A 20,237-nucleotide genomic window follows, 5' to 3' on the forward strand; every position below is an offset into this window, starting at 1 on the left:
GGAGGAGGGACATGTCCGGCGCTTTCACGATGCTCACCGCCACCGCTGCCGCATTGCTCACGATCGCGGTCGCGGCGGTCCGGACCCCCGGTGTCGCCCGGGTGTTCCTCCTCACCCAGGTCGTGTACTGGAGCCTCTCGTACCTCGCACGCCCCATCGTTCTGGTCTGGGTGCAGCCCGAACCCGGGTTCGGGGACAACGTAGCCGACCCCCGTCTCGCCGGCATCGGCTACGACCACGGGATCGAGACGGTCATGGCACCCGTCGTCGTTGGGCTGTGGGTGTACGCGGCCCTCGCCGTCGCATACGCGCTGTGGGTCCGCCACCGGGGGAAGTCCCGCTCGCCGGATCTCGCTCCCGCAGCCGCACTCGTGCCGACCCTGGCAGCGGTGTTCGTACTGGGCATGATCGGCCGGTTCGCCGCGCTCGCGACCGGCAGCGCCGGCTCAGCGGGCGACGTCGACAGCTCGAACCCCGTTCTCAGCGGTGTCGCCACGCTCGCCGCCGTCGGTGCGATCGGCCTGATCGTCTACTACCGGTCGGCGGACCGGATGCGGACGATCGCCGTCATCGGCGGGCTGCTGCTCGTCCAGCTGCAATGGACCGTCGCGGTCGAGTCGAAGAGCCCGATCATGGGGGCGGCGCTGGCGCTCGCCGTCCGGTTCGCGCTGGACGGCTGGACCCGACGACGGGTTCTCGGCGTCGTCGGTCTCTCGATCGTCGCCGTCGGTGGCTTCGGCTGGCTCCAGTCGATCAAGCTGAGCGAGGGTGCTGTCGCGGCGACGGTCGCGGCGGACGCCCAGTACCCGGCGGTCATCCAACCCTTCATGAGCATCCTGCGGCGTTTCGATCTCCTCGCGGCCGCGACGGACGCCTACTACATGGGCGGTCGCCCGTGGCTGTCGACCGGAGAGGTGCTCCAGTACACCCTGCAGAGCCTCGTCCCCGCCCAACTTCTGGGCGTCGAGAAGTTCCACTCGGGCACGGCGTGGGCCGATGAGGTCCGGGGCTCGTCGGTGGACATGACGCGGGTTTCCGTTTCGCTCGCGGAAGGGAACATCAACGAGGGCTATGTGCTCGGCGGCTACGCGGGAGTGGTCATGGCCGTTACGTCCACGTTCGGGCTGCTGCTCTTCGCGTGCTGGGCGTTGCGCGCCAGGCAGGTGGTGTTCGTCGCTCTCGGGCTGACGGTGATCGGGGCGCCCGTGCTGTTCGAACGCGGCGTCCTCGGCAGTGCCGAGGTCCTCGGAAAGAGCCTGCAGATCGCGGTCGCGATCTGGATCGTCGACATGACGGTGCGTGAGTTCCGGCAACGATCGGTGGGGCGATCCGCCCTCGCGATCCGTCCGAGGTTCGACGCGCCCACTGGAACCGGAACAGGGGGACTGAGATGAGTCTGAGTGATATCGGCCGGATCGTGCTCCGGCGCTGGCTGATCGTCCTGGCGACGATCCTCGCGTGCACGGGGCTGGCGGCCGCCTACGTGTGGAGCATCCCCACCACCTACACCGCGACGACCCGGCTGTACGTGTCGATGGCGACCGGGACGTCGGTGAACGACTCGTACCAGGGCGGACTGGCCTCCCAGCAGCGGATCACCTCCTACTCGCACGTTGCGGGAGGTGTCGCGGTGGCCGAGCGGGTCATCGCCGACCTCGGTCTGCCCACCTCGCCGCAAGAGTTGCAGAGCAAGATCTCGGTGACCTTCCCTCCGGCCAGTGCGCTGCTCGACGTCGCCGTCACCGACTCGTCGCCCGATGGTGCACGCCTGCTGGCCGACAACGTGGCGGCGCACTTCCGCAAGCTCGTCGGGGAGATCGAGACGACCACGGTCGGCGCGGCTCCGGCCGCCGAAGCAACGGTCATCGATCCCGCCCAGCTCCCGACGGCTCCCAACGGGCCCCCCGTCCTCCGGTTGCTCGCGATCGGCCTGCTCGCCGGAATCGGGTTGGGCGGCCTTGCTGCGTTCCTCCTGGACCGGCTCGATCCCCGCGTGCGTCGACCGGAGCAGCTGACCGGTGCGCTGAGCATGCCGGTCCTCGCCTCCGTACCGGGGAACGACGCCGACGCCCGATGGGCGTTCAGGCGGCTGCGGGCACGGCTGATGTCCGGGAACGACGCCCCCGAACTGGCCACCCTGCTGTTCACCAGCGCCTCCCGGCATTCGGTCCCGATGGTCGCCACAGGGCTGGCGGGGGCGCTCGCCGGTACCGGTCGGGACGTCGTCCTGGTGGACGCCGACGTGTCGAGCACGGGCGCTACGGCGCGCCTGGACATGCTGTCCGTGCCCGGACTCGCGGACTGGCTCCGCACGCCCGGATCGCCGGTTGACGACCTCTTGCGGATGGCTCCCGAGGGGTACGTCGTGCTGCCCCTCGGCGCCGCCGACGAGCGCACCCCCGACCTCATCGACTCGGCGCGGATGCCGGATCTGCTGTCCCAGCTGCAGGCCCGGTTCGACCACGTCGTGCTGGACACGGCGCCTGTGCGAGCCGACACCGCCGCGATCACACTCGGTCCGCGCTGCGCAGCCACGGTCGTGGTCGCCGAGCTGGAGACCTCGTCATTGCCCGAGGTGCGAGCTGCGGTGGGGAGCCTCCGAGAGGCAGGGGTCCCGCTGCTCGGAGCGATCGTGGCCGCCCGGCCACCACGCCGGCAGCGACGACAGGAGCATCGCGGCCGCTCGGCATCGGTCACGCGACCCAGCCTCGTTCCCAGCGCGTAGTCGTCCATGACACCTCCGACGGCACTCCTGAGTCCATGGCAGACGACGCCCTGAGCCGGCGTCGGCTGCTGGCCGCCTCGCTCGGTGCCGCTGCGGCACCGGGCCTGGCGGCCTGTTCGGGGCAGGCTGGGGGAGAACCCGTCGGGCCGGCGCAGCCGCAGTTCGCCGCGTCGCCCCGCAACGTCCGGGATTTCGGTGCGATCGGTGACGGCGTCGCCGACGACACCCAGGCCATCGCGCGGGCGTGCGCGGACAGCGCGCCCGTGCTCCTGCACTTCCCGGCCGGGCACTACCTCGTATCCGAGTGGCCCGACCTTCCCGACTACTCCGTGGTCACCGGCGACGGTGGCGACGTGAGCCTGATCGTGCACAACGGTGAGGGAACGCTGATCGCGCTCCGGGACCGGCAGCGCGTGAGCTTCCGGAGCATCGGGATCTTCGTCACCACGCCGGACGCCACCGCGATCTCGCTGTCGAACTCGTTCCGCTGCTCGTTCGACTCGGTCGTGCTGCGTGGCAACCATCTCAGCGACAACCACCCGCAGTTCTTGGGACAGCGCGGCGTCGTGCTCGACCAGAACACGGGTGGCACCGCGTTCGTGAACAGCGACATCAACAACTTCGGCGTCGGACTCGTGACGTCCTGCATCCAGAACTACGTCACCTCGTCGAAGTTCACGAGCAACCACGTCAGTGTCCTGGGCACCGGCAACGATCACAACGCCGGTCTGTCGCTCAGCAACGTCGAGTTCGTGTCGGACACGGACCCGCGGACGACGAACCACCACATCCGCGTCGACGGTGCGGCCAACGCCTGGTGGCTGATCAATGTTTGGTTCGAAGGTGCCGATGTCGCGCTGTCGATCGGTGATCGCGACCGCGGTGGTCCCGCCCAGTTCGGCATGGTCAATTGCAAGGTTGCGGCGCGCAGCGTCTGCCTCGACCTGATCTACTGCCGCCAGCCCTACCTCGCGAACGTCCAGTTCGGGCACGACCTCGTCACGCATCCGGTGGAGCTGAAGATCGACCCGGTCGGCTGCCCGGAGGGAACGGCCGCGAACCTCATCTCGAGTGCGTCCGATGAGCTCGATCCCAGCACCTTCCCCGGCACTTGGCAGGTCACCGGGCGAAGGGCGACGGACAGCCTCGTCCTGCGGGACCCCGCCGGTCGGTACTGGCGGTTGGCGGTGGCGACCGACGGTACCGTCGAGACGATTGCGCTGGGTGATGGGCGGCCGCCGCGATGATGCGCTCATTGGCGGTCGTGCTCGCCGCCGGCAGGCTTTACTCGCGGCCGATCCGGCACAGCCTGCGTGTCCACCGCTCGAGGGGCTCCTGCCTCCGGCTCGGCCCCGTGACGGCGGGCGGACACGTCGTGGTCCTCCGTCCGCCGCGCTTCTCCGACGTGGAGGCCTGGCGCTCGATCCGGCTGCGCGACCGGTGTCTGATCGAGCCGTTCTGGTTGTCGTCCACGCTGTCGTGGGAGGAGCGCCATTCCGATCGGGCGTGGATGGAAGAGGTGCTCAGCGGACGCGCGAACGCGCGCGTCGGCCGGAGCCTGTCGCTGGTCATCGAGGTGGACGGCGCATTCGCCGGCCAGTTCAACCTCGAGCGCATCGATACCGGTGCCCGGAGCGCCGAGATCGGCGCCTGGCTGGATTCGACCCTGGCCGGGCGGTGGATCATGCGCGCCGCCGGCCAGCTCCTTGCCGACCATGCCTTCGGTTCGATGGGGCTGCGTCGGATCACCGCGCCGGTCTGCGTGGACAACGTCGCCGCCGCGCTGGCCGTGCGGCATTTCGGGATGTGCCGGGAGGGCACGATGGCGAGCTACCTCGATGTAGGAGGGCGGCGCATGCCGCACGACCTGTGGGCAATCACAGCCGACACGTGGGTGGCGACGGCGGGTCGTTCGTCGGCTGCCGGCTGACCTTTCCGTCGACGATCCCGACGATCCGGTCGAACACCGCCCGGCTTGCGAGAACCTGGTGTGCGGCGGCGTCCAGCAGCGAGGCCCGCAGCCGCGGTGCCTCGTGCCACATCCGCTCGACGGACCGCCGCAGCCGGTCCTCGACGTCCTCGCCGTCGAGCCGGACGAGATCGAGGCCGTCCCCGAACATCGCCGCCAGCCCGTTGAACTTGTCGTCGTAGTACTGCGACGTCGACATCCCGACGACGGGGATCCCTTGGGAGAGAGCGAAGACCGCGTTGTGGTACGCGCCCGTGACGACGACGCGGCACCGTCCGACCTGGCGGCACAGGGATCGCGCACTCGCGAACCGGCCCAACGGTGCGGCGGTCGCGGCTGAGCCTGCGAGCAGGGGCAGTGTCGCGCGTCGGTCCTCCGCGGCGTGCTCAGAGATGATGAGCGGGACCAGTGCTGCCGACCGTTCGGCCGCCAGGGACTGGACCGCCGCGGCGAGAGCCGTGCGCATGCGGGTGTCGACCGGCGAGTAGTCGGCGACCCGCAAACACACCCCGATGTCGTTGCCGAGCTCGCGGGGCCGCACGGTGTAGCCGAGTTCGACCGCGTCGTCCCCGGTGACGATCACCCGGTCGGCCGGCACGCCGAGCCGGCGCAGCAGGTCCGGACCGCGCAGGCCCTCGCGGAGCGCGATGAGGTCGACCAGTGGCAGGACGTCCGCGGCGTGTCGCAGCAGGGCCTCGTCGCCGAGCGGCCCGATGCCCTGCCCGATGAGGAAGGCAGGGATGCCGTGGGTGGTGGCGTACCCCAGGAGGTCGAGGGTGCGCTCGGTCTGGAAACGATCCACGTCGGTCAGGTAGCCGCCGCCGATGGCGATCACTGCCGTGGCGTCGGCCAGCGCGTTCGGCAGCCGGCCGCCCTCGCGTCGGAGCGCGGGTCGCTCCCTGTCCGCCCGCCCGGACCCCGTCCGGTCCACCGAACGGTGAGCGGGTTGCAGCCGTCGGGCGACCCGACCGGGAAGGGCCGTGGCGGCGTCCCACGCGTTGAACAGAGGCCCGGTCAGTTCGGGGACCCGTCGGCCGGTCAGCCGCCGGGGAGACCGCCGGGGCCAGTCCCCGCCGCGCTGGTAGCAGATGGGTTCCACCGCAGGCTCGTACGCCCGCAGCAGCCCGGGTGCGAACGTGAGCACGCCGACGCGGGCGCTCGGCCACTGTCGGGTGAGCCGGCGAACGGATACGTCGAGGATGGCGAGATCACCCTTGTTGTTGAGCCAGTACTCCCCGTTCTCGACGAGGACGCGGGTCTCGTTCGATGCGGGAGCGATACCAGTCCTGTCCATCACGCCTTCACGAGGTGTGTCGTCACCGCGACCTGCGACCGCACCCTCAGGCGTTCGAGGCCCGCTCGTACCAACCGGACATCACCGGCGAGCACATCGGACGCGTGCACGTACTCGGGGTGATCCCGGCGGAGGCGGTGGTGGAAGTACAGCATCTCCGACAGTTTGCTCCAGCTCGAGCTGCGGCTGCACAGGTTGAAGGTCGAGCTCCGCCACGCAGCTGTGCTCTCCGGCATCCCGAAGAACGCGCCGAACGCTGTGACCCGAGCAAACAGGTCCACGTCCATGGGGAACACGAGGTCGGGCCGGAGCCCGTCCACCCGGTCGAAATGTTCACGACGGAACATCGCCGCGGCAGTCGGTCCGAATTCCGCCGGGCCCTGGCGCACGATGGTGCTCATCAGTGCACGCGGTGACTGCAGGCCCTCCAGTCCCGGTATCCCGAGCCCGGACTCCTTCACCGCGCTCTCCTCGTCGATGACGTCGAACCTCGACGAGACGATGGCGATGGCCGGGTCGCGCAGCAGGTCGAGCTGGGCGGCCAGCGATCCCGGCCACAGCACGTCGTCGGCACAGACGATCTTCGTGAGCCGCCCGCCGGACAGCTCCACGACCCGGTTCCAGTTGGCCCCGATGTGGAGCGTGACCTCGTTGCGGTGGACTCGGATGCGGCTGTCGGCGAAGGAGCGGGCGATGTCGCCCGTCCCGTCGTCGCTGCCGTTGTCCAACACCACCACCTCGCAGTCGACGTCCTGGTCGAGGATGGAGCGCAGCGTCTCGTCGATCGTGCGGGCGGAGTTGTAGGCGGGCACGCACACTGACAGCGGCGGAATCATGACACCCCGGAATTCATCGGCCACGGGCGAGGAAGACCTCCCCGATCGTCCGGAAAAGGATCTTGACGTCGAGCCATATCGACCAGTTCTCGATGTAGTAGTTGTCGAATCGAGCCCGGTCGGCGATGGGCGTGTCCCCGCGCAGGCCGCTCACCTGAGCCAATCCGGTCAATCCGACCTGGGCGCGGTGCCGATAGGCGTAACGCTCGAACTCCGAGGAGAACTTGTCGACGAAGTGGGGCCGCTCGGGGCGTGGCCCGACGAGGGTCATGTCGCCCCTCAGGACGTTCCACAGCTGTGGCAGCTCGTCGATGGACGTCCGGCGGAGCAGGCGGCCGACCGGTCCGACGCGGTCGTCGGCCGCGATCGACCAGGTCGTCGCCGCATCCTCCTCGTCGGCGGGTCGCATCGTGCGCAGCTTCAGGCAGTTGAACAGCCGGCCGTTCTGGCCGACCCGTGGCTGGCTGAAGATGACGCCAGGGCCGCCCTCGATGCGGACGGCGAGCGCGGCCGCCCCGAGGACCGGTGCTGAGATCACCAGGGTCAAGCCGGCGAGCACCAGGTCGATCGTGCGTTTGATCACCCGCGCCAGCCCGCGCAGCTTCGGGGTGTGGATTCGCATGATGGGGATCGAGCCGATGTGATCGGCGGTTCCGGCCTGGGTCCGGAAGTAGTGCAGCCGAGGGACGATAAGCAGGTCGCAGGGTTCGCAGGTCGGCGTGCGGACGGCGGTGAGCAGCTCCGGCTCGGGCACGTCGCCGTCCGCGACCATCAGGACGTCGGCATGCCCTGATCGGACCGCCTCATCGAGGTCGGCGAGCTTGCCGAGCCAGCGGGTGACGGCGCTGGCGGCGCATGCCGGTTCGTTGTCGATGCACCCAACGAGGTGCAGCCCGTACTGCGGTTGCCGAGTGAGGATCTGGGCGATCTCGGCCGCGAGCGGCCCTCCGCCGACCAGCACGGTCGGGTGGCGGGCGATCCGTCGCCTTCTGGCCCAGCGCGCGAGCCCGGTGGTCGCGATCCGGCCGGCCACGACGAGTCCCATCCCGATTGCGACGTTCTGTAGGAACGTGGTCACGGCCTGCTGATCGTGCCGCAGGGCGATGGCTGTCGCGACGACACCGGCAGACACGAGGATCTTGGAAAGGAGCTGCGGCAAGTCATCGAGAACGCTCAGATGTAGGCGAGCCCGGAAGTGCCCGCCGACGTTGCACATCAGTACTGCAAGAACTGCGGTCGAAATGAATGCCTTCGGCTGTTGTGGGGCCCACAGCAGTGGAACGAGGAGCATCGCCGCATCGACCGGAAGGACGACCATCCACGCCCGAATGCGATGCGAGATGCGCCGAACGCTGCTCTCGGGAGCTGCTGGTGTGTCACGTTCGAGCAGGTCGGACGGCCGGTCGGCGGCAGGTGTCGCTCCGAAGGCCCGCGGCGTTCGCGTGGGGCTGTTCGGCGAAGATTGCACGTACGTCACAACCGCTACCTTTCCAGGCGGCCCCGATCAGTGGATGCCGGAACACTGGTACTGCCCCCGACGGACGACCCGATGTTGGCAGTGTGGTCCACGCCGATGAATCGTCACAATTGACGGCATCGGGGCAGGTGGTCGCACGTCGTCAATTTTGGTGAAGGCCGATGCAGCACGTATCGCCGCGGTCACGGAATGCTGCACGGCCTCGCCCGTCCACGCGGGGTGCGCCGTCGCATCTACGGGCGCTCCGGCTGCGCCTCCGTGGTGCAGGTGGTGGCGGTGGCGGCGGCGTGCACCGCTGGTTAACGCCCAGGTCGATCCCCACGAGTGATGCTGGACGAGACGCTTACCTCGGTCAGGGGGATCGTCGATGTGGTTGTCCCGTATCGTGAGGCCGGTCCGGCTGCTCGCCTCGAGCCCGGCCGTACGACGCGTCGTCCGTCGCGTCCTGTTCGTTCTCGCGGCAGGCGCGATCGTGGCAGTGGCGTTCTCACCGCTGCAGAGTCAGCTGCCGCCTGCTCGCGTGGCGCTGGTCCTGGCTCTGTTCACGGCCGTCGGAGGCGCCGCGGCCGCTCTGCTGGCGCTGCTGGCCGCACGGTTGACCGCTGACAGTCGGACCGGCTGGTTGAGCACGGTGCTCGGCTGCTACAGCCTCGTCGTGATCCCGACGACCATGATCGACACTCTCGATATCGCCCCCGGGTCGGTCGTCGAGGTCGTGCACATCCTCGTTTGCTGCGCGGTCGTGGTGTTGCTCCTGGCTGCGCTGGTCGCACCGGCGCCGCCGTCCGGCCGGCGAGCCGCCGTCGTGGCGCTCGGTGGCGCCGGCATGGTTGGCGCAGCCGGCGTGTTGGCTGCCGTCTTCCCGGCGGCGGCGCTGGCGATCGCGGCGTCTCAGCCGGTGGGCCTCGTGGTCGCGCTGGCATGGACCGGTGTGGCCACCGCAATCGCGGAGCTCGCGGCGGAGCAGCGGGCGTGGCCCGTGTGGCACGTCGCAGGCGGGCTCGCGCTGCTCGGGATCGCGGACGCCGGACGGGTCCTCGCCGGCTTCTCACCGGAGGTCGAGCTGGGCCTCGCCTGGTCGACCGTTCACTTCCTCGCAGTGGGCCTGGTGCTGTGGGGGACACTGCGCCTGGCGGGCGACGCCCTCAACCGGCTGAGCGACGAGCAGGCCGCGCACGAGGCGGAGCTTCAGCAGGCGGAGATCTGCCTCGCTCGTAGCGCCGTACGCGACCACGAGCTGCGCAACGGGCTAGCCGGCCTCGCCGGTGCGACGAGCCTGATGAGCTCCGACAGCGTGGATCCGCGGCTGACGAGCGCTGTAGCCGCCGAGCTGTGCCGGCTCGAGGAGCTGCTGCAAGCACCGGGCGACCATCGGCGACCGCCACGGAGATCGACCTATGCCGTCGGCCCGGTGCTCGAGGGGCTCGTCGCTCTGCGTCTGGTGACGGGAATGGACATCCGTCTCGACGCGGACCGCGAGCTGCGCGCTGTCGGATCGTCAGCGGAGCTCGCTCAGGTCGTGACCAACCTGATCGAGAACGCCGCCCGGCACGCCCCGGGCAGTCCGGTGCAGCTGAGCGCCTTTCGCGACGGCGACGAGATCGTGATCCGGATGCGGGACCAAGGGCCGGGCGTGCCGCCCGGTCGCGAGCAAGCCGTGTTCGAGCCATGGGTGCGTGACGAGCGAGCCGGCGGGACGGGCCTTGGCCTGCACATCTGTCGAAGGATCCTCGAGGATGCCGGTGGCTCGATCGCCGTTCATTCGCCGACGCCGCGCGGCCCCGGCTGCACGATAGTCGTCAGGCTGCCGGCAGAGCCGGCTTGCGCTCCGCGCCCGTTTCTCGCGGCAGGTGCGTAGTGCAGCAAGTCGGGAACGGGTCTGGCAACGGCTACCCCGTCCTGGTCATCGACGACCATGAGCTGTTCAGCACCTCGCTGACGATGGCGCTTCGCAACGAGGGATTCGACGCTCGGACCCTCCCTGTTGCCTTCGTGCGTCACTTCCTCGGCCACGTGGAAGGGCCGCCCGGCCTGGTCGTACTCGACCTCGACCTCGGCCATGACGCCGGCGGCCGCCTGATCAACGGCACCGACCTCGTTGAGGGCCTGCGCTCCGGAGGGTGGAAGGTGCTGGTGGTGAGCGGCAGCATCGAACGCCCGGCGATCGCAGCGGCGATCGTCGCCGGAGCCATCGGCTCGGTCCCCAAGTCGCGGTCCTTCGCCGAGCTGCTCCGAAATGTGGGCGCCGCGGCGCGCGGTGAGTCGGTGATGACCAGGGACGAGTACGAGGACTGGGTGGAGTGCCATCGGCGCCACGTCGCGAAGGAGCGCGAGCACGCCCGGCGGCTGACGCGCCTGAGCCCGCGCGAGCTCGAGGTGCTCGAGCTGCTCGCGGAGGGAAAACGCGCTGCCTCGATCGCCCAACACTTCGTGGTGAGCATGCCGACGGTGCGCACCCACATCCGGTCGATCCTGACCAAGCTGGAGGTCGGGTCGCAGCTGGAGGCGGTCGCGATGTTCCGCCACCAGTACGATGTCAACGGACGCAGTGCCTGAGCACCCGATTGTTCAGGCGAAGGGGCGGAACACCGGCTTGACCGGCCGCCCACCCATCCACGGCGTCGGGTCGCCCGCGTCGAGCGCCTTGCGGTAGACGGTGCAGGCCTGGGAGACGACCTCGACGGTGCGGTCGATGTCGTCGTCGGTGAGTGCGGCGCTGACAACGAACGACGGGCCGATGACGCCTCCGCCGAGGAGCTGGCGGAGGAAGAGGGTGCGGTAGGGCTGGGAGGGCTTGCCGTCGGCGTCGAGGGTGGCGAAGACGAGGTTGCAGGCGCGCCCCCTGACCTGGACGTGGTCGGCGACGCCCGCGTCGGCGGCGACGTCGCGTACGCCTGCCGCGAGGCGGTCGCCGAGCTTGTGCAGGCGGTCGGCGATGCCTTCCTCGGCGTAGGTGTCCATGACGGCGATGGCGGCGGCGAGTGAGTGGGTCTCGGCGCCGTGGGTGGTGGAGAGCAGGAAGACGCGCTCGTGGTCGGTGTGGAGGCCGCCGCGTTCCATGAGCTCGCGCTTGCCGGCGAGGGCGGAGACGGCGAAGCCGTTGCCGAGTGCCTTGCCGAAGGTGGACAGGTCGGGGGTGACGCCGTAGACGCCCTGGGCGCCGTGCTCGGACCAGCGGAAGCCGGTGATCATCTCGTCGAAGACGAGGACGGTGTCGTGGCGGGTGGCGAGCTCGCGGACCCCTTCGAGGTAGCCGGCGGGCGGTTCGGTCTGGGTGGCGGCCTCGAGGATCACAGCCGCGATCTCGTGCTCGGTGAGCAGCGCTTCGAGGGCCGGCAGGTCGCCGTAGGGGAAGGTGACGATGTCCTGGCCGGGGATGCCCGCCTTCATGGGCGTCGACCCGATGAACCAGTCGTCGGTGGAGAAGAAGGGCTGGTCGCGGCAGAAGGCCACGAGGGTGCGGCCAGTGGCGGCGCGGGCGAGGCGGACGGCGGCGGTGGTGGCGTCGGAGCCGTTCTTGGTGAACTTGACCATGTCCGCGGTGGGCACGTTCTGGAGGAAGCGTTCGGCGGCCTCGACCTCGATGACGGCGGGGCGGACGAAGTTGGTGCCCTTGTCGAGCTCGTTGCGGACGGCTTCGACGACGCGGGGGTGAGCGTGGCCGAGGGACACGGCGCGCAGGCCGGATCCGTACTCGATGTACTCGTTGCCGTCGGCGTCCCAGACGTGGGCGCCGCGGCCGTGGGAGATCACGGGCGCCAGGTTCTCGGGGTACTGGTCGTCACCCTTGGCGTAGGTGTGGGCGCCGCCTGGCACCGCTGCGTGCAGGCGGGCGTTCAGCGCCGCCGACTTCGGCAGGGACGGGTCCGTCATGCGTCCACCTTCGTCGTCGTGAGTCCTCCCGGCTCATGATGGACCGCGGCCGATCGCCCTCCCCATCGAGGGCCACCGTTCGATCACCAGCGCGCTGGTGAGCACCACTGCCACGGCCACGCAGAACCCGCCCACTGTGTCGGTCGGGTAGTGGATACGGTTACCGACCAGCACGAGCGCCATCGCGCCCCCGGACACCAGTGCCCCCGCCGACAGCAGGAGCGCGCTGATGCCCGTGGCCGTGCGCAGCACCGCGATGAGCAGCAGAGCGGCGACCACGCCGAGCGCGGTGGCCCCGCCGGTGTGGCCACTGGGGAAGGCGAAGCCGCCCTCGATAGTGCGTCCGATCACCGGCTTGAGGGTGGTGGTGGCGACCCCGGTGAGCCCGGGCCCCACGATCGCCAGCACGGCCAGCCTGCGGTGGCCGAGCGCGAGCGCCAGTGCGGCGAGCAGCACGGCGAGCACGACGACGCTGAGCGGGTTGCCGAGGCGGATCACGACGTCGGGCAGCGACGGTCCGTCAGCGGACGCGTCGACGATCCGCTGGACGCGCCGGTCGAGGCGGCCTGCGGAGGAGTCGTCGGCGTACCGCGCGGCGAACACGCCGAACACGAGGAGCGCCAGCACCGAGACGGCAGCGGCCGGTGCGCGCAGCGCGGGCGGGAGGATCGCGCTCTCCGGGCGCGGGGAGATGGCCGTCACCCCGTCCAAGCTACCGCGCCGGTCGGCGATGATGGACGGATGTCTCAGCCGGTGGAGGTGTCCGGCCGCGAGGCCGAGGTCCTCGCGGCCGTGGGTGCGCACCTCTCCAACGCGCAGATCGCCGGGCGGCTGCACCTGTCGGTGCGCACCGTCGAGGGGCACGTCTCGTCGTTGCTGCGCAAGTACGGCGTGGCCGACCGGCGGGAGCTGGCCGCGCTCGTCGGCCCGGAGGCCGGCCCCGCGCCGCCGCCCGGCGGGGTGGCTGGCCTGCCGGCCGCGCGCACGTCGTTCGTCGGGCGGGCCGCGGAGCAGGCCGCGGTGCTCGCCGCGCTGGCCGAGCACCGCCTGGTGACGCTGTCCGGCCCGGGCGGCGTGGGCAAGACGCGGCTCGCGGTGGTCGTGGCCGGCGCGGCGGCCTTCCCGTTCGGCGGCGCGTTCGTCGACCTCGTGCCCGCCCGCGCCGACTCGGTGCCGCAGGCCGTAGCGGCAACGCTCGGAGTGGCCGAGGGGCCCCAGCAGCCCCTCGAGGCCGCGATCGCCGGGCGCCTCGCCCGCGGCCGCTCGCTGCTCGTCCTGGACAACTGCGAGCACGTCGTCGACGCCGTCGCCGGTTTCGTCGAGCGGCTGCTCGCCGCGTGCCCCACCGTCACGGTGCTCGCCACCAGCCGGGAGCGCCTCGCGGTTCCGGGGGAGCGGGTGGTCGCCGTCGGGCCGCTTCCGCTGGGGTCGGACGCCGAGCGGCTCTTCGCCGACCGCGCGCCCGATCCCGTCGACCCGGCCGCCGTCGCGGACCTGTGCGCCCGCCTCGACGGGCTCCCGCTCGCCATCGAGCTCGCGGCGGCCCGCAGCGCGGCGCTGGGCGCCCCCGGCCTGCTCACCGGCCTCGGCGACTACCTGCGCCTCCTCACCGGGGGCCGCGGTCGCGAGGTGCGGCACCGGTCGCTGGGGGCGGTGATCGGCTGGAGCCACGACCTGCTCGACGCCGAGGAGCGGGACCTGTTCCGCAGGCTGGCCGTCTTCGCGGGGGCGTTCGACCTGCCGGCCGCGGCAGCCGTGGGCGGGGTCGCGCTCCCGGCGGCCGCCGACCTCCTCGGCCGGCTCGTGGACAAGAGCCTGGTGGTGCACGAGAAGGGCCGCTGGCGCCTGCTCGCGACGATCCGCGCCGTGGCCGCGGACAGGCTGAGGGAGTCGGGCGAGACCGCGGACGTGCGGCACCGCTACCGGCTGTGGGCGGTCGAGCGCGCCACGGCGCTGGCGGGGGCGAGCCGCGCGGAGGTGGACCTCGTGCTCGACGACCTGCGCGACGCGCTGGCGTCCTTCCCGCCGGGTCCGGATCCGGCGGCTCACCGGCTCGCGCGCTCGCTCGGGCGGATCACCCACACCTGGGGCTTCCTCCGGGAGGCGCGCCTGCGCTACGAGCAGGCGGCCACGCACGCCGCCACCCCGGAGGAGCGGGCCCGCGACCTGCGCTCCGCAGCCGAGTGCGCCGAGGTGGGCCACGACACGGGCACCGCGTTCGAGCTGCTGGTGGCGGCCGGGGAGGCCGCTGCCGGGAACGGCAGGGCGACGGCGCTCGCGCTCGCGGTGGACCTGGCCTGCCGCTGCCCGGCCACGTTCGCCGTCGAGGTGCCCTACGAGCGGCTGTGCGCGCTGCTCGCGGACGCGGCTGAGGCCTGCGACGGCACGGACCAGGTCGCCACCACCCGGCTCGCCGTCGCGCGAGCCTGGAACGCCGGACCGCAGAAGCTCGCGCCCGACCGGCCGCTCGCCGAGGAGGCCGTCACGGCGGCCAGCCGGACCGGTGACGCGATGCTGCTCTCGGCGGCACTCGGGGCACTCCGCGGCGCCGCGGTCGTCGGCGCCGACCTGCGGGAGGCGCACCGGCTCTCCACCGAGCGGCTGGCGCTCCTCGCGGCCTTCGACCCCGCCGAACCCGGGGGAGCGGCCGAGATCGAGGACGTGCTCGCCGTCGCCTGTGCCGACGCGGTCGCGGTCGGGGAGATCGCGGCCGCGCTGGAGGTGGCCCGCCGGATCCTCGACGCCGACGTGCACGGCGACGCGCCGCACCTGTCGCTCAGCACGGTGCTGCCCGCGCTCGTGCTGGCAGGCGACCTCGAGTGGGCCCGCCGCGAGGCGCCCGCGATGTGGGCGGGCTGGGAGCGGGCGGGCCGCCCGCCCGCGGTGTGGCTACCGGTGGCCGCGCAGTTCGTGGCGCTCGCGTGGGGCCTGTCCGGCGACGAGGAGCGAGCCGCCGTGTGGAACGTGCGCGCGGCCGAGGCGAGCGGCACGAACGTCTTCCACCTGCAGCACGCGCCGCTCGGCGTCTTCACGGCTGCGCGGACCGCCGTTCAGCTCGGCCGCGCGGCGACCGTCCCCGAGCCGACGACCGGCCGGTACCTGCCGTACGCGGTGGCCGCCCAGGCCGAGCTGGCCGTCGTCGCAGGCCGGCCCGACGCCGCCGACCGGCTCGCGGCCGCGGAGTCCGCCACGGCCGGGCACGCCTGGGCCACGGCGTGCCTCGCGCGCGCCACCGGCCGGCTGCACGGCGACCGGGACGCGCTCGCCGCCGCGGCCGCCGGGTTCGAACGCATCGGGGCCGGGTTCGAGCGTGCCGCCACCGTGGCGCTCCTGGAGCACGTGGCATCCGCGTGACGGACCCGTGGTCGCCACGGGTCCGCCTGCCGTCCCTCTTCGGCACCCTTCCGGGGAGGGAGAACGAGGAGGCAGACCATGCAGTGGACGCTCGAAGTGGTGCAGGTGCCGGTGGCGGACGTCGAGCGCGCGAAGGGGTTCTACGCGGAGCAGGTGGGGTTCGTCGTCGACTTCGACACGACGGTCGACGAGAAGACCCGTTTCGTCCAGCTCACGCCCCCCGGATCCGAGTGTTCGATCCAGATCTCCAGCGGGATGTTCGACGTGCCGCCGGGATCGTTGCGGGGCCTGCAGCTCGTCGTCCCCGACGTGCACGCCGCGCACGACCGGCTCGTCGAGGGCGGGGTGGACAACAGCGGCGTGGTGGTGTTCGACGGCGGCTCGTTCCGCCCGGTCCGGGACGGCGACGCGCTCGACAACGTCGGGTTCGTGCACTTCAGCGACCCGGACGGCAACCAGTGGTCGGTGCAGCAGATCAGCAGTCGCGGGCCCGTGACCTACGACGTCGTCGTCACCCGGGTGCTCGACGCCCCGGTCGAGGAGGCCTGGACGGCCTGGACCGAGCCCGAGCTGGTCAGGCGCTGGTGGGGGCCGACCGGCTTCAGCTCGCCGCGCGCGGAGCTGGACGTGCGGGTGGGCGGCACCTCGCTGGTCTGCATGCGCGCTCCCGCGGAGCACGGCGGTCAGGACCTCTACAACACGTGGACCTACCGGGCCGTCGTGCCGCCGGAGCGGCTCGAGTTCGAGCTCGACTTCACCGACGCCGACCGCGCCCTGCTGCCCGCCGAGTCGATCCCGCCGGGCGTGCCGCGCGCGGTGCGGCACGAGGTCACGCTCCGGCCGGTCGCGGACGGCCGCACCGAGCTGACCGTGCGGGAGTTCGGGTACCGCACCGCCGAGGCGCGGGACGTGTCCCGGGCAGGCCTGGAGCAATGCCTCGACAAGATGGTGGCTATGTTCGGCGCGGGATGACTTCTCAGTTGGGGTTCAGGTTCGGGTCACCGGTTCGGACCAATCGCCTTCACGTCACCCGTAGGGTGGGCCGAGGACGCTGGAATCAGTGCTCTCGGGCAGGGGGAGGGGCGGGAGTGGGACAGGTCCCGAGATTTCTGGTTGCATTGGTGATCGCTGTGGGCGCGCTCGCGGCGTGCACGAGCGCACCTCCAGGGGGAGCGCCCGGATCTGAACGCCCGTGCCTCGACCCCGATCGGCAGCCCGCGCCGGGCGATGTCGTGTGCTTCTCCGGCGAGCTGAACGAGCCGCTGGAGATCGACACCGGTGGCACGCCGGACGCACCGGTCACCTACCGGGGCAACGGCACGGTGGTGCCGGGTATCCAGGTGCGGGCCGACAACGTGATCGTCGACGGCTTCGTGTCCCGGGGCGCCTCCAGCACGGGGATCTGGGTGCAGGGCGAGAACATCACCGTGCAGAACAACGAGATCACCCAGGTCAGGTTCGTGGGCGAGGACCTCGACGCCATGCGCTTCTTCGGCGACGGCACGAAGATCCTCAACAACCGGGTGTACGACCTCGAGGGCACCACCGACATCGGCGACTCGCACATCGACTGCATCCAGACGTTCGCCACGTCGGGGCCGGGCAGCTCCGACGTCCTGATCCAGGGCAACCGCTGCGAGGGGATCCGGGCGCAGTGCCTGATGGCGGAGGGCCCGGACGTCGAAGACGGCTCCGGAGAGGGCGTCAGCGAGAACTGGGTGTTCGACGGGAACTACTGCGACTCGCACGCCGAGGCGCAGTCGGTCTCGGTGCAGGACGTCCAGAACGTCACGATCAGCAACAACGACATGGTCGGCGAGGGCAACAAGGCGTTCGCCCTCGGGCAGGGGTCGACCGGTGTCGTCGTGAAGGACAACCGGATCGGCCAGGGCTACGGGCGTGAGGTCGGCTTCGACGACGACACGGTGGAAGAGGGCTACCAGGGCCCGCCCGCCGAGGAGTAGCCGCGGTAACGCGCTGTAGTGACGCGTCCCAGCAGTAACGTGACTCTGCGCGGGCGCGAAAACAGCAATGACCTGCGTTGACGGGGGAGGAGACGCTGGTGTCGGAATTCGCACGCCGCATCGTGGTGGTGGGGACCGGGTACGTCGGTCTCACCACGGGTGCGTGCCTGGCTTCGCTCGGCCATCGGGTGATCTGCGCCGATGTCGATCGCGCGAAGGTCGAGCGGCTGCAGGCCGGGCAGATCGACATCCGCGAGCCGGGGCTCGGCGAGATGGTCGGCGAGATGCTCGCCGCCGGCCGCCTGTCGTTCGTCACCGGCGCGCGGACCGCGTTGGAGGAGCTGCGCCGCGACGGCGCGCAGTGCGAGGTGCTCTTCGTGTGCGTGCCCACCCCGATGGGCATCGGGGGCATCGCCGACCTCTCCGCCGTCGAGGCGGTGATCGACGAGGTCCGGGAGGTGCTGCCCGCCGGAGCGATCGTGGTCAACAAGTCCACGGTGCCGGTCGGCACGGGCGAGCGCACCGCGGAGCTCATCGACCGGCCCGACATCGCCGTGGTGAGCAACCCGGAGTTCCTCCGGGAGGGCTCCGGCGTGTACGACTTCCTGCACCCCGACCGCATCATCGTCGGCTCGAACGCGCAGGACGCCGCGGAGCGCGTCGCGGCCCTGTACGCCCGACTGGGCGCCCCGACGGTGCTCACCGACCTGGCGAGCGCCGAGATGATCAAGTACGCGGCCAACTGCTTCCTCGCCACGAAGCTGTCGTACGTCAACGCGATCGCCGAGCTGTGCGAGCGGCTGGGCGCCGACGTCGCGGACGTCACCGAGGGCCTCGGCTACGACAAGCGGATCGGGCAGTCCTACCTCTCGCCCGGTCCGGGCTGGGGCGGGTCGTGCCTGCCCAAGGACACCGCCGCGCTGCTGCAGCTGTCCGACTCGGTCGACTTCGAGTTCCGGCTGCTGCGCGCGGCCATCGAGACCAACACGCGGCAGAGCAGGCGGATCGTCGAGAAGATCCAGGCCGCCGTCACCGGCAAGCGCAACGGGTCGCTTTCGCGCGCCCGGATCGCCCTGCTCGGGCTCGCGTTCAAGGCGGGCACGAGCGACCTGCGCGACTCGCCCGCGCTCGCCGTGGCGGCCCAGCTGCGGCAGGCGGGTGCCGAGCTGCTGGCGTTCGACCCGGCCATCACGGCCGAGGACTCCTCGTTCGACGGCGACCTGCTCACGGTGGTCGACGACCCGTACGTGGCCGCGAAGGACGCCGACGCGATCGTCATCCTCACCGAATGGCCCGAGTTCCGGGGCCTCGACTGGCGGCGGCTCGCCACCGTCGTGAAGCGGCCGCTCGTGCTCGACACCAGGAACATCGTCGACCCGGACGTCCTGCGCCGCGCCGGCTTCTCCTGGTCCGCGGTGGGGCGCCCCCCGCGCATGGCGGAGACCACCGGGAGCACGGCCGATGTATGAGGCACCGAAGGACGGGGAGATCGACCGGCTCGTCGTCCAGCAGTACGACGTCGGCCGCGCGGTCACCATCGGCGGGATCGACACCTGCATCCGCGGGGTGCTCGAGTACGCGCCCGACGGCGTCAAGCTCGGCGTGGTCGGGATCGACGAGCTGGGCACGCCCGGCCGCAAGCTGGGCGTCTGGGAGCGCCACCGCCGCGGTGACCGGGAGGTCTGGTTCCTGCCGGTCGCCCGGGTCGACACCACGAAGCCGAAGGGGCTGATCCCGCACTCGTTGCGGCTCGTGCTGGGGCTGCTCCGCTACCGGCGGGCGATCCCGAAGGCGAAGGCGGTGCAGGCCCACCGCGTCGACGTCGGCCTGTTCACGCGGCTGCTGTTCCGCAGCCCGCTCGTGTACTGCATCCACACGCAGGAACGCGGACTGCTCGGCCCCACGTCCGACTCCTACTGGCGGTTCACCGGCGGCCTGCACGAGCGGCTGGACCGGGCGATCGCCCGCCGCGCGGAACGGGTGCTCGTGTTCAACCCGGCGTACGCGGAGAAGGTGCGGGGCTGGAACCCGCACACGGTCTCCGCGCCCACCTGGTTCGACCCGGCGATCACCCGGCCGGCGGGCGGCGACCACCGGTACGCGGTGGTCTGGGTCGGCAGGCTGGAGACCCCGAAGGACCCGGGGCTCGCGATCCGCGCCTTCGCGCGCCTGGCGCAGGAACGGCCGGACGAGCCGTGGACGCTCGAGGTGATCGGGTCCGGCACCCTGCGGCCGGAGCTGGAGCGGCAGATCGCGGCCCTGCCCGCGGACGTCGCCCGCCGCGTCACGCTGCGCGGGCGGCTCGGCCCGGCCGAGGTCGCCGAGGCGCGCAACCGGTCGGGCGTCTTCCTGATGACCTCGCACGCCGGCTACGAGGGCTTCCCCCGCGTGCTCGTGGAGGCGATGGCCACCGGCCTGCCCGCGGTGGTCACGGAGGGCAGCGACACCGGAGGGCTGGTTCGCGAGGGCGTCTCGGGCTTCGTGCGCGGGCGCGACGCGGCCGCGCTCGCCGCCGCGATCCGCGCCGCGCAGGGCCTCGACCGCGCCGACGTCGCCGCCGCGGTGGCCGACCTGTCCGCCCCCCGCGTCGTGCGGGACGTCTTCTTCGCGGCGGCCTAAAGTGCCCCCCACCGGAAGCCCGACACATATCTCGACGGCCCAGCTTCCCGCTGGGCGCACCGTCGTACCGGCCGAGTACGCCCGGTACGAGGCCGGCCCGTCGGCACACCCAGCGGAAAGCTGGAT

At 71.5% G+C, this 20,237-nt stretch carries 16 protein-coding genes; 11 read left to right on the forward strand and 5 right to left on the reverse strand.

What is annotated here, in order from left to right:
• The first annotated feature begins 11 nt into the window (after positions 1–11).
• From FB388_RS02165 to FB388_RS02180, 4 genes are read left to right on the forward strand one after another with little or no spacing between them, the layout of a single operon-like run.
• The gene (locus tag FB388_RS02165) at positions 12–1,394 is read left to right on the forward strand and encodes a hypothetical protein (RefSeq protein WP_211361727.1); all 1,383 of its coding nucleotides are present in this window, start codon (positions 12–14) and stop codon (positions 1,392–1,394) included.
• On the forward strand, positions 1,391–2,725 hold the full coding sequence (locus tag FB388_RS02170; protein ID WP_142096127.1) for a tyrosine-protein kinase domain-containing protein: 1,335 nt from the start codon (positions 1,391–1,393) through the stop codon (positions 2,723–2,725). The genes FB388_RS02165 and FB388_RS02170 overlap by 4 nt, the downstream gene beginning before the upstream one ends.
• A gap of 35 nt (positions 2,726–2,760) precedes the next feature.
• Positions 2,761–3,972: a glycosyl hydrolase family 28-related protein gene (locus tag FB388_RS02175; protein WP_142096130.1), complete on the forward strand. Its 1,212-nt coding sequence runs from the start codon at positions 2,761–2,763 to the stop codon at positions 3,970–3,972.
• Between the two features lie 17 nt (positions 3,973–3,989).
• Positions 3,990–4,655 (forward strand): GNAT family N-acetyltransferase, encoded by a 666-nt coding sequence (locus tag FB388_RS02180; RefSeq protein ID WP_246122036.1) that lies wholly within the window; start codon positions 3,990–3,992, stop codon positions 4,653–4,655.
• Here the strand turns inward: FB388_RS02180 and FB388_RS02185 are convergent.
• The 3 genes from FB388_RS02185 to FB388_RS02195 are packed head-to-tail and all read right to left on the reverse strand — an operon-like array spanning position 4,603 to position 8,301.
• A complete protein-coding gene (locus tag FB388_RS02185) occupies positions 4,603–5,988 on the reverse strand; it encodes a polysaccharide pyruvyl transferase family protein (protein ID WP_142096133.1) in 1,386 nt (461 codons plus the stop codon). The two genes, FB388_RS02180 and FB388_RS02185, sit on opposite strands and share 53 nt — an antisense overlap.
• Entirely contained in the window at positions 5,988–6,824 is an 837-nt protein-coding gene (locus FB388_RS02190) for a glycosyltransferase family 2 protein (protein WP_142096135.1), read from the reverse strand. Before FB388_RS02190 ends, FB388_RS02185 begins: the two co-directional genes overlap by 1 nt.
• A 13-nt stretch (positions 6,825–6,837) precedes the next feature.
• The gene (locus tag FB388_RS02195; protein ID WP_211361729.1) at positions 6,838–8,301 is read right to left on the reverse strand and encodes a sugar transferase; all 1,464 of its coding nucleotides are present in this window, start codon (positions 8,299–8,301) and stop codon (positions 6,838–6,840) included.
• A gap of 520 nt (positions 8,302–8,821) precedes the next feature.
• Between FB388_RS02195 and FB388_RS02200 the strand changes: the two genes are divergently transcribed.
• Both FB388_RS02200 and FB388_RS02205 read left to right on the forward strand, forming a co-directional pair.
• Complete coding sequence (locus tag FB388_RS02200; protein WP_142096138.1) at positions 8,822–10,159, forward strand: sensor histidine kinase; 1,338 nt, start codon at positions 8,822–8,824, stop codon at positions 10,157–10,159.
• On the forward strand, positions 10,123–10,857 hold the full coding sequence (locus FB388_RS02205; protein ID WP_142096140.1) for a DNA-binding response regulator: 735 nt from the start codon (positions 10,123–10,125) through the stop codon (positions 10,855–10,857). Before FB388_RS02200 ends, FB388_RS02205 begins: the two co-directional genes overlap by 37 nt.
• A gap of 12 nt (positions 10,858–10,869) precedes the next feature.
• Here the strand turns inward: FB388_RS02205 and FB388_RS02210 are convergent, their stop codons facing one another.
• On the reverse strand, positions 10,870–12,174 hold the full coding sequence (locus tag FB388_RS02210) for a glutamate-1-semialdehyde 2,1-aminomutase (protein WP_142096143.1): 1,305 nt from the start codon (positions 12,172–12,174) through the stop codon (positions 10,870–10,872).
• A gap of 33 nt (positions 12,175–12,207) precedes the next feature.
• Complete coding sequence (locus tag FB388_RS02215) at positions 12,208–12,876, reverse strand: phosphatase PAP2 family protein (RefSeq protein ID WP_170225437.1); 669 nt, start codon at positions 12,874–12,876, stop codon at positions 12,208–12,210.
• Positions 12,877–12,915: 39 nt separating this feature from the next.
• Between FB388_RS02215 and FB388_RS02220 the strand changes: the two genes are divergently transcribed.
• From FB388_RS02220 to FB388_RS02240, 5 genes are all read left to right on the forward strand, one after another.
• Positions 12,916–15,528: an ATP-binding protein gene (locus FB388_RS02220; protein ID WP_142096149.1), complete on the forward strand. Its 2,613-nt coding sequence runs from the start codon at positions 12,916–12,918 to the stop codon at positions 15,526–15,528.
• 78 nt (positions 15,529–15,606) lie between these two features.
• Positions 15,607–16,500, forward strand: a complete 894-nt coding sequence (locus FB388_RS39775) for an SRPBCC domain-containing protein (protein WP_211361730.1) — start codon at positions 15,607–15,609, stop codon at positions 16,498–16,500.
• A 149-nt stretch (positions 16,501–16,649) separates the two neighbouring features.
• Positions 16,650–17,492 carry a right-handed parallel beta-helix repeat-containing protein gene (locus tag FB388_RS02230; protein ID WP_170225438.1) on the forward strand — a complete coding sequence of 281 codons (843 nt, stop codon included), beginning with the start codon at positions 16,650–16,652 and terminating at the stop codon, positions 17,490–17,492.
• 98 nt (positions 17,493–17,590) lie between these two features.
• Positions 17,591–18,961 (forward strand): UDP-glucose dehydrogenase family protein, encoded by a 1,371-nt coding sequence (locus tag FB388_RS02235; protein WP_425468519.1) that lies wholly within the window; start codon positions 17,591–17,593, stop codon positions 18,959–18,961.
• On the forward strand, positions 18,954–20,111 hold the full coding sequence (locus FB388_RS02240) for a glycosyltransferase (RefSeq protein ID WP_142096155.1): 1,158 nt from the start codon (positions 18,954–18,956) through the stop codon (positions 20,109–20,111). The genes FB388_RS02235 and FB388_RS02240 overlap by 8 nt, the downstream gene beginning before the upstream one ends.
• Positions 20,112–20,237: the final 126 nt, after the last annotated feature.

The sequence above is a fragment of the Pseudonocardia cypriaca genome, from assembly GCF_006717045.1.
GTDB lineage: Bacteria > Actinomycetota > Actinomycetes > Mycobacteriales > Pseudonocardiaceae > Pseudonocardia > Pseudonocardia cypriaca.

Excerpts from the sequence above, each read along its gene's own strand:
- FB388_RS02165 (WP_211361727.1), top strand. The coding sequence starts at position 12 with ATGTCCGGCGCTTTCACGATGCTCACCGCCACCGCTGCCGCATTGCTC.
- FB388_RS02170 (WP_142096127.1), top strand. The coding sequence starts at position 1,391 with ATGAGTCTGAGTGATATCGGCCGGATCGTGCTCCGGCGCTGGCTGATC.
- FB388_RS02175 (WP_142096130.1), top strand. The coding sequence starts at position 2,761 with ATGGCAGACGACGCCCTGAGCCGGCGTCGGCTGCTGGCCGCCTCGCTC.
- FB388_RS02185 (WP_142096133.1), bottom strand. The coding sequence starts at position 5,988 with ATGGACAGGACTGGTATCGCTCCCGCATCGAACGAGACCCGCGTCCTC.
- FB388_RS02190 (WP_142096135.1), bottom strand. The coding sequence starts at position 6,824 with ATGATTCCGCCGCTGTCAGTGTGCGTGCCCGCCTACAACTCCGCCCGC.
- FB388_RS02210 (WP_142096143.1), bottom strand. The coding sequence starts at position 12,174 with ATGACGGACCCGTCCCTGCCGAAGTCGGCGGCGCTGAACGCCCGCCTG.
- FB388_RS02220 (WP_142096149.1), top strand. The coding sequence starts at position 12,916 with ATGTCTCAGCCGGTGGAGGTGTCCGGCCGCGAGGCCGAGGTCCTCGCG.
- FB388_RS39775 (WP_211361730.1), top strand. The coding sequence starts at position 15,607 with ATGCAGTGGACGCTCGAAGTGGTGCAGGTGCCGGTGGCGGACGTCGAG.
- FB388_RS02240 (WP_142096155.1), top strand. The coding sequence starts at position 18,954 with ATGTATGAGGCACCGAAGGACGGGGAGATCGACCGGCTCGTCGTCCAG.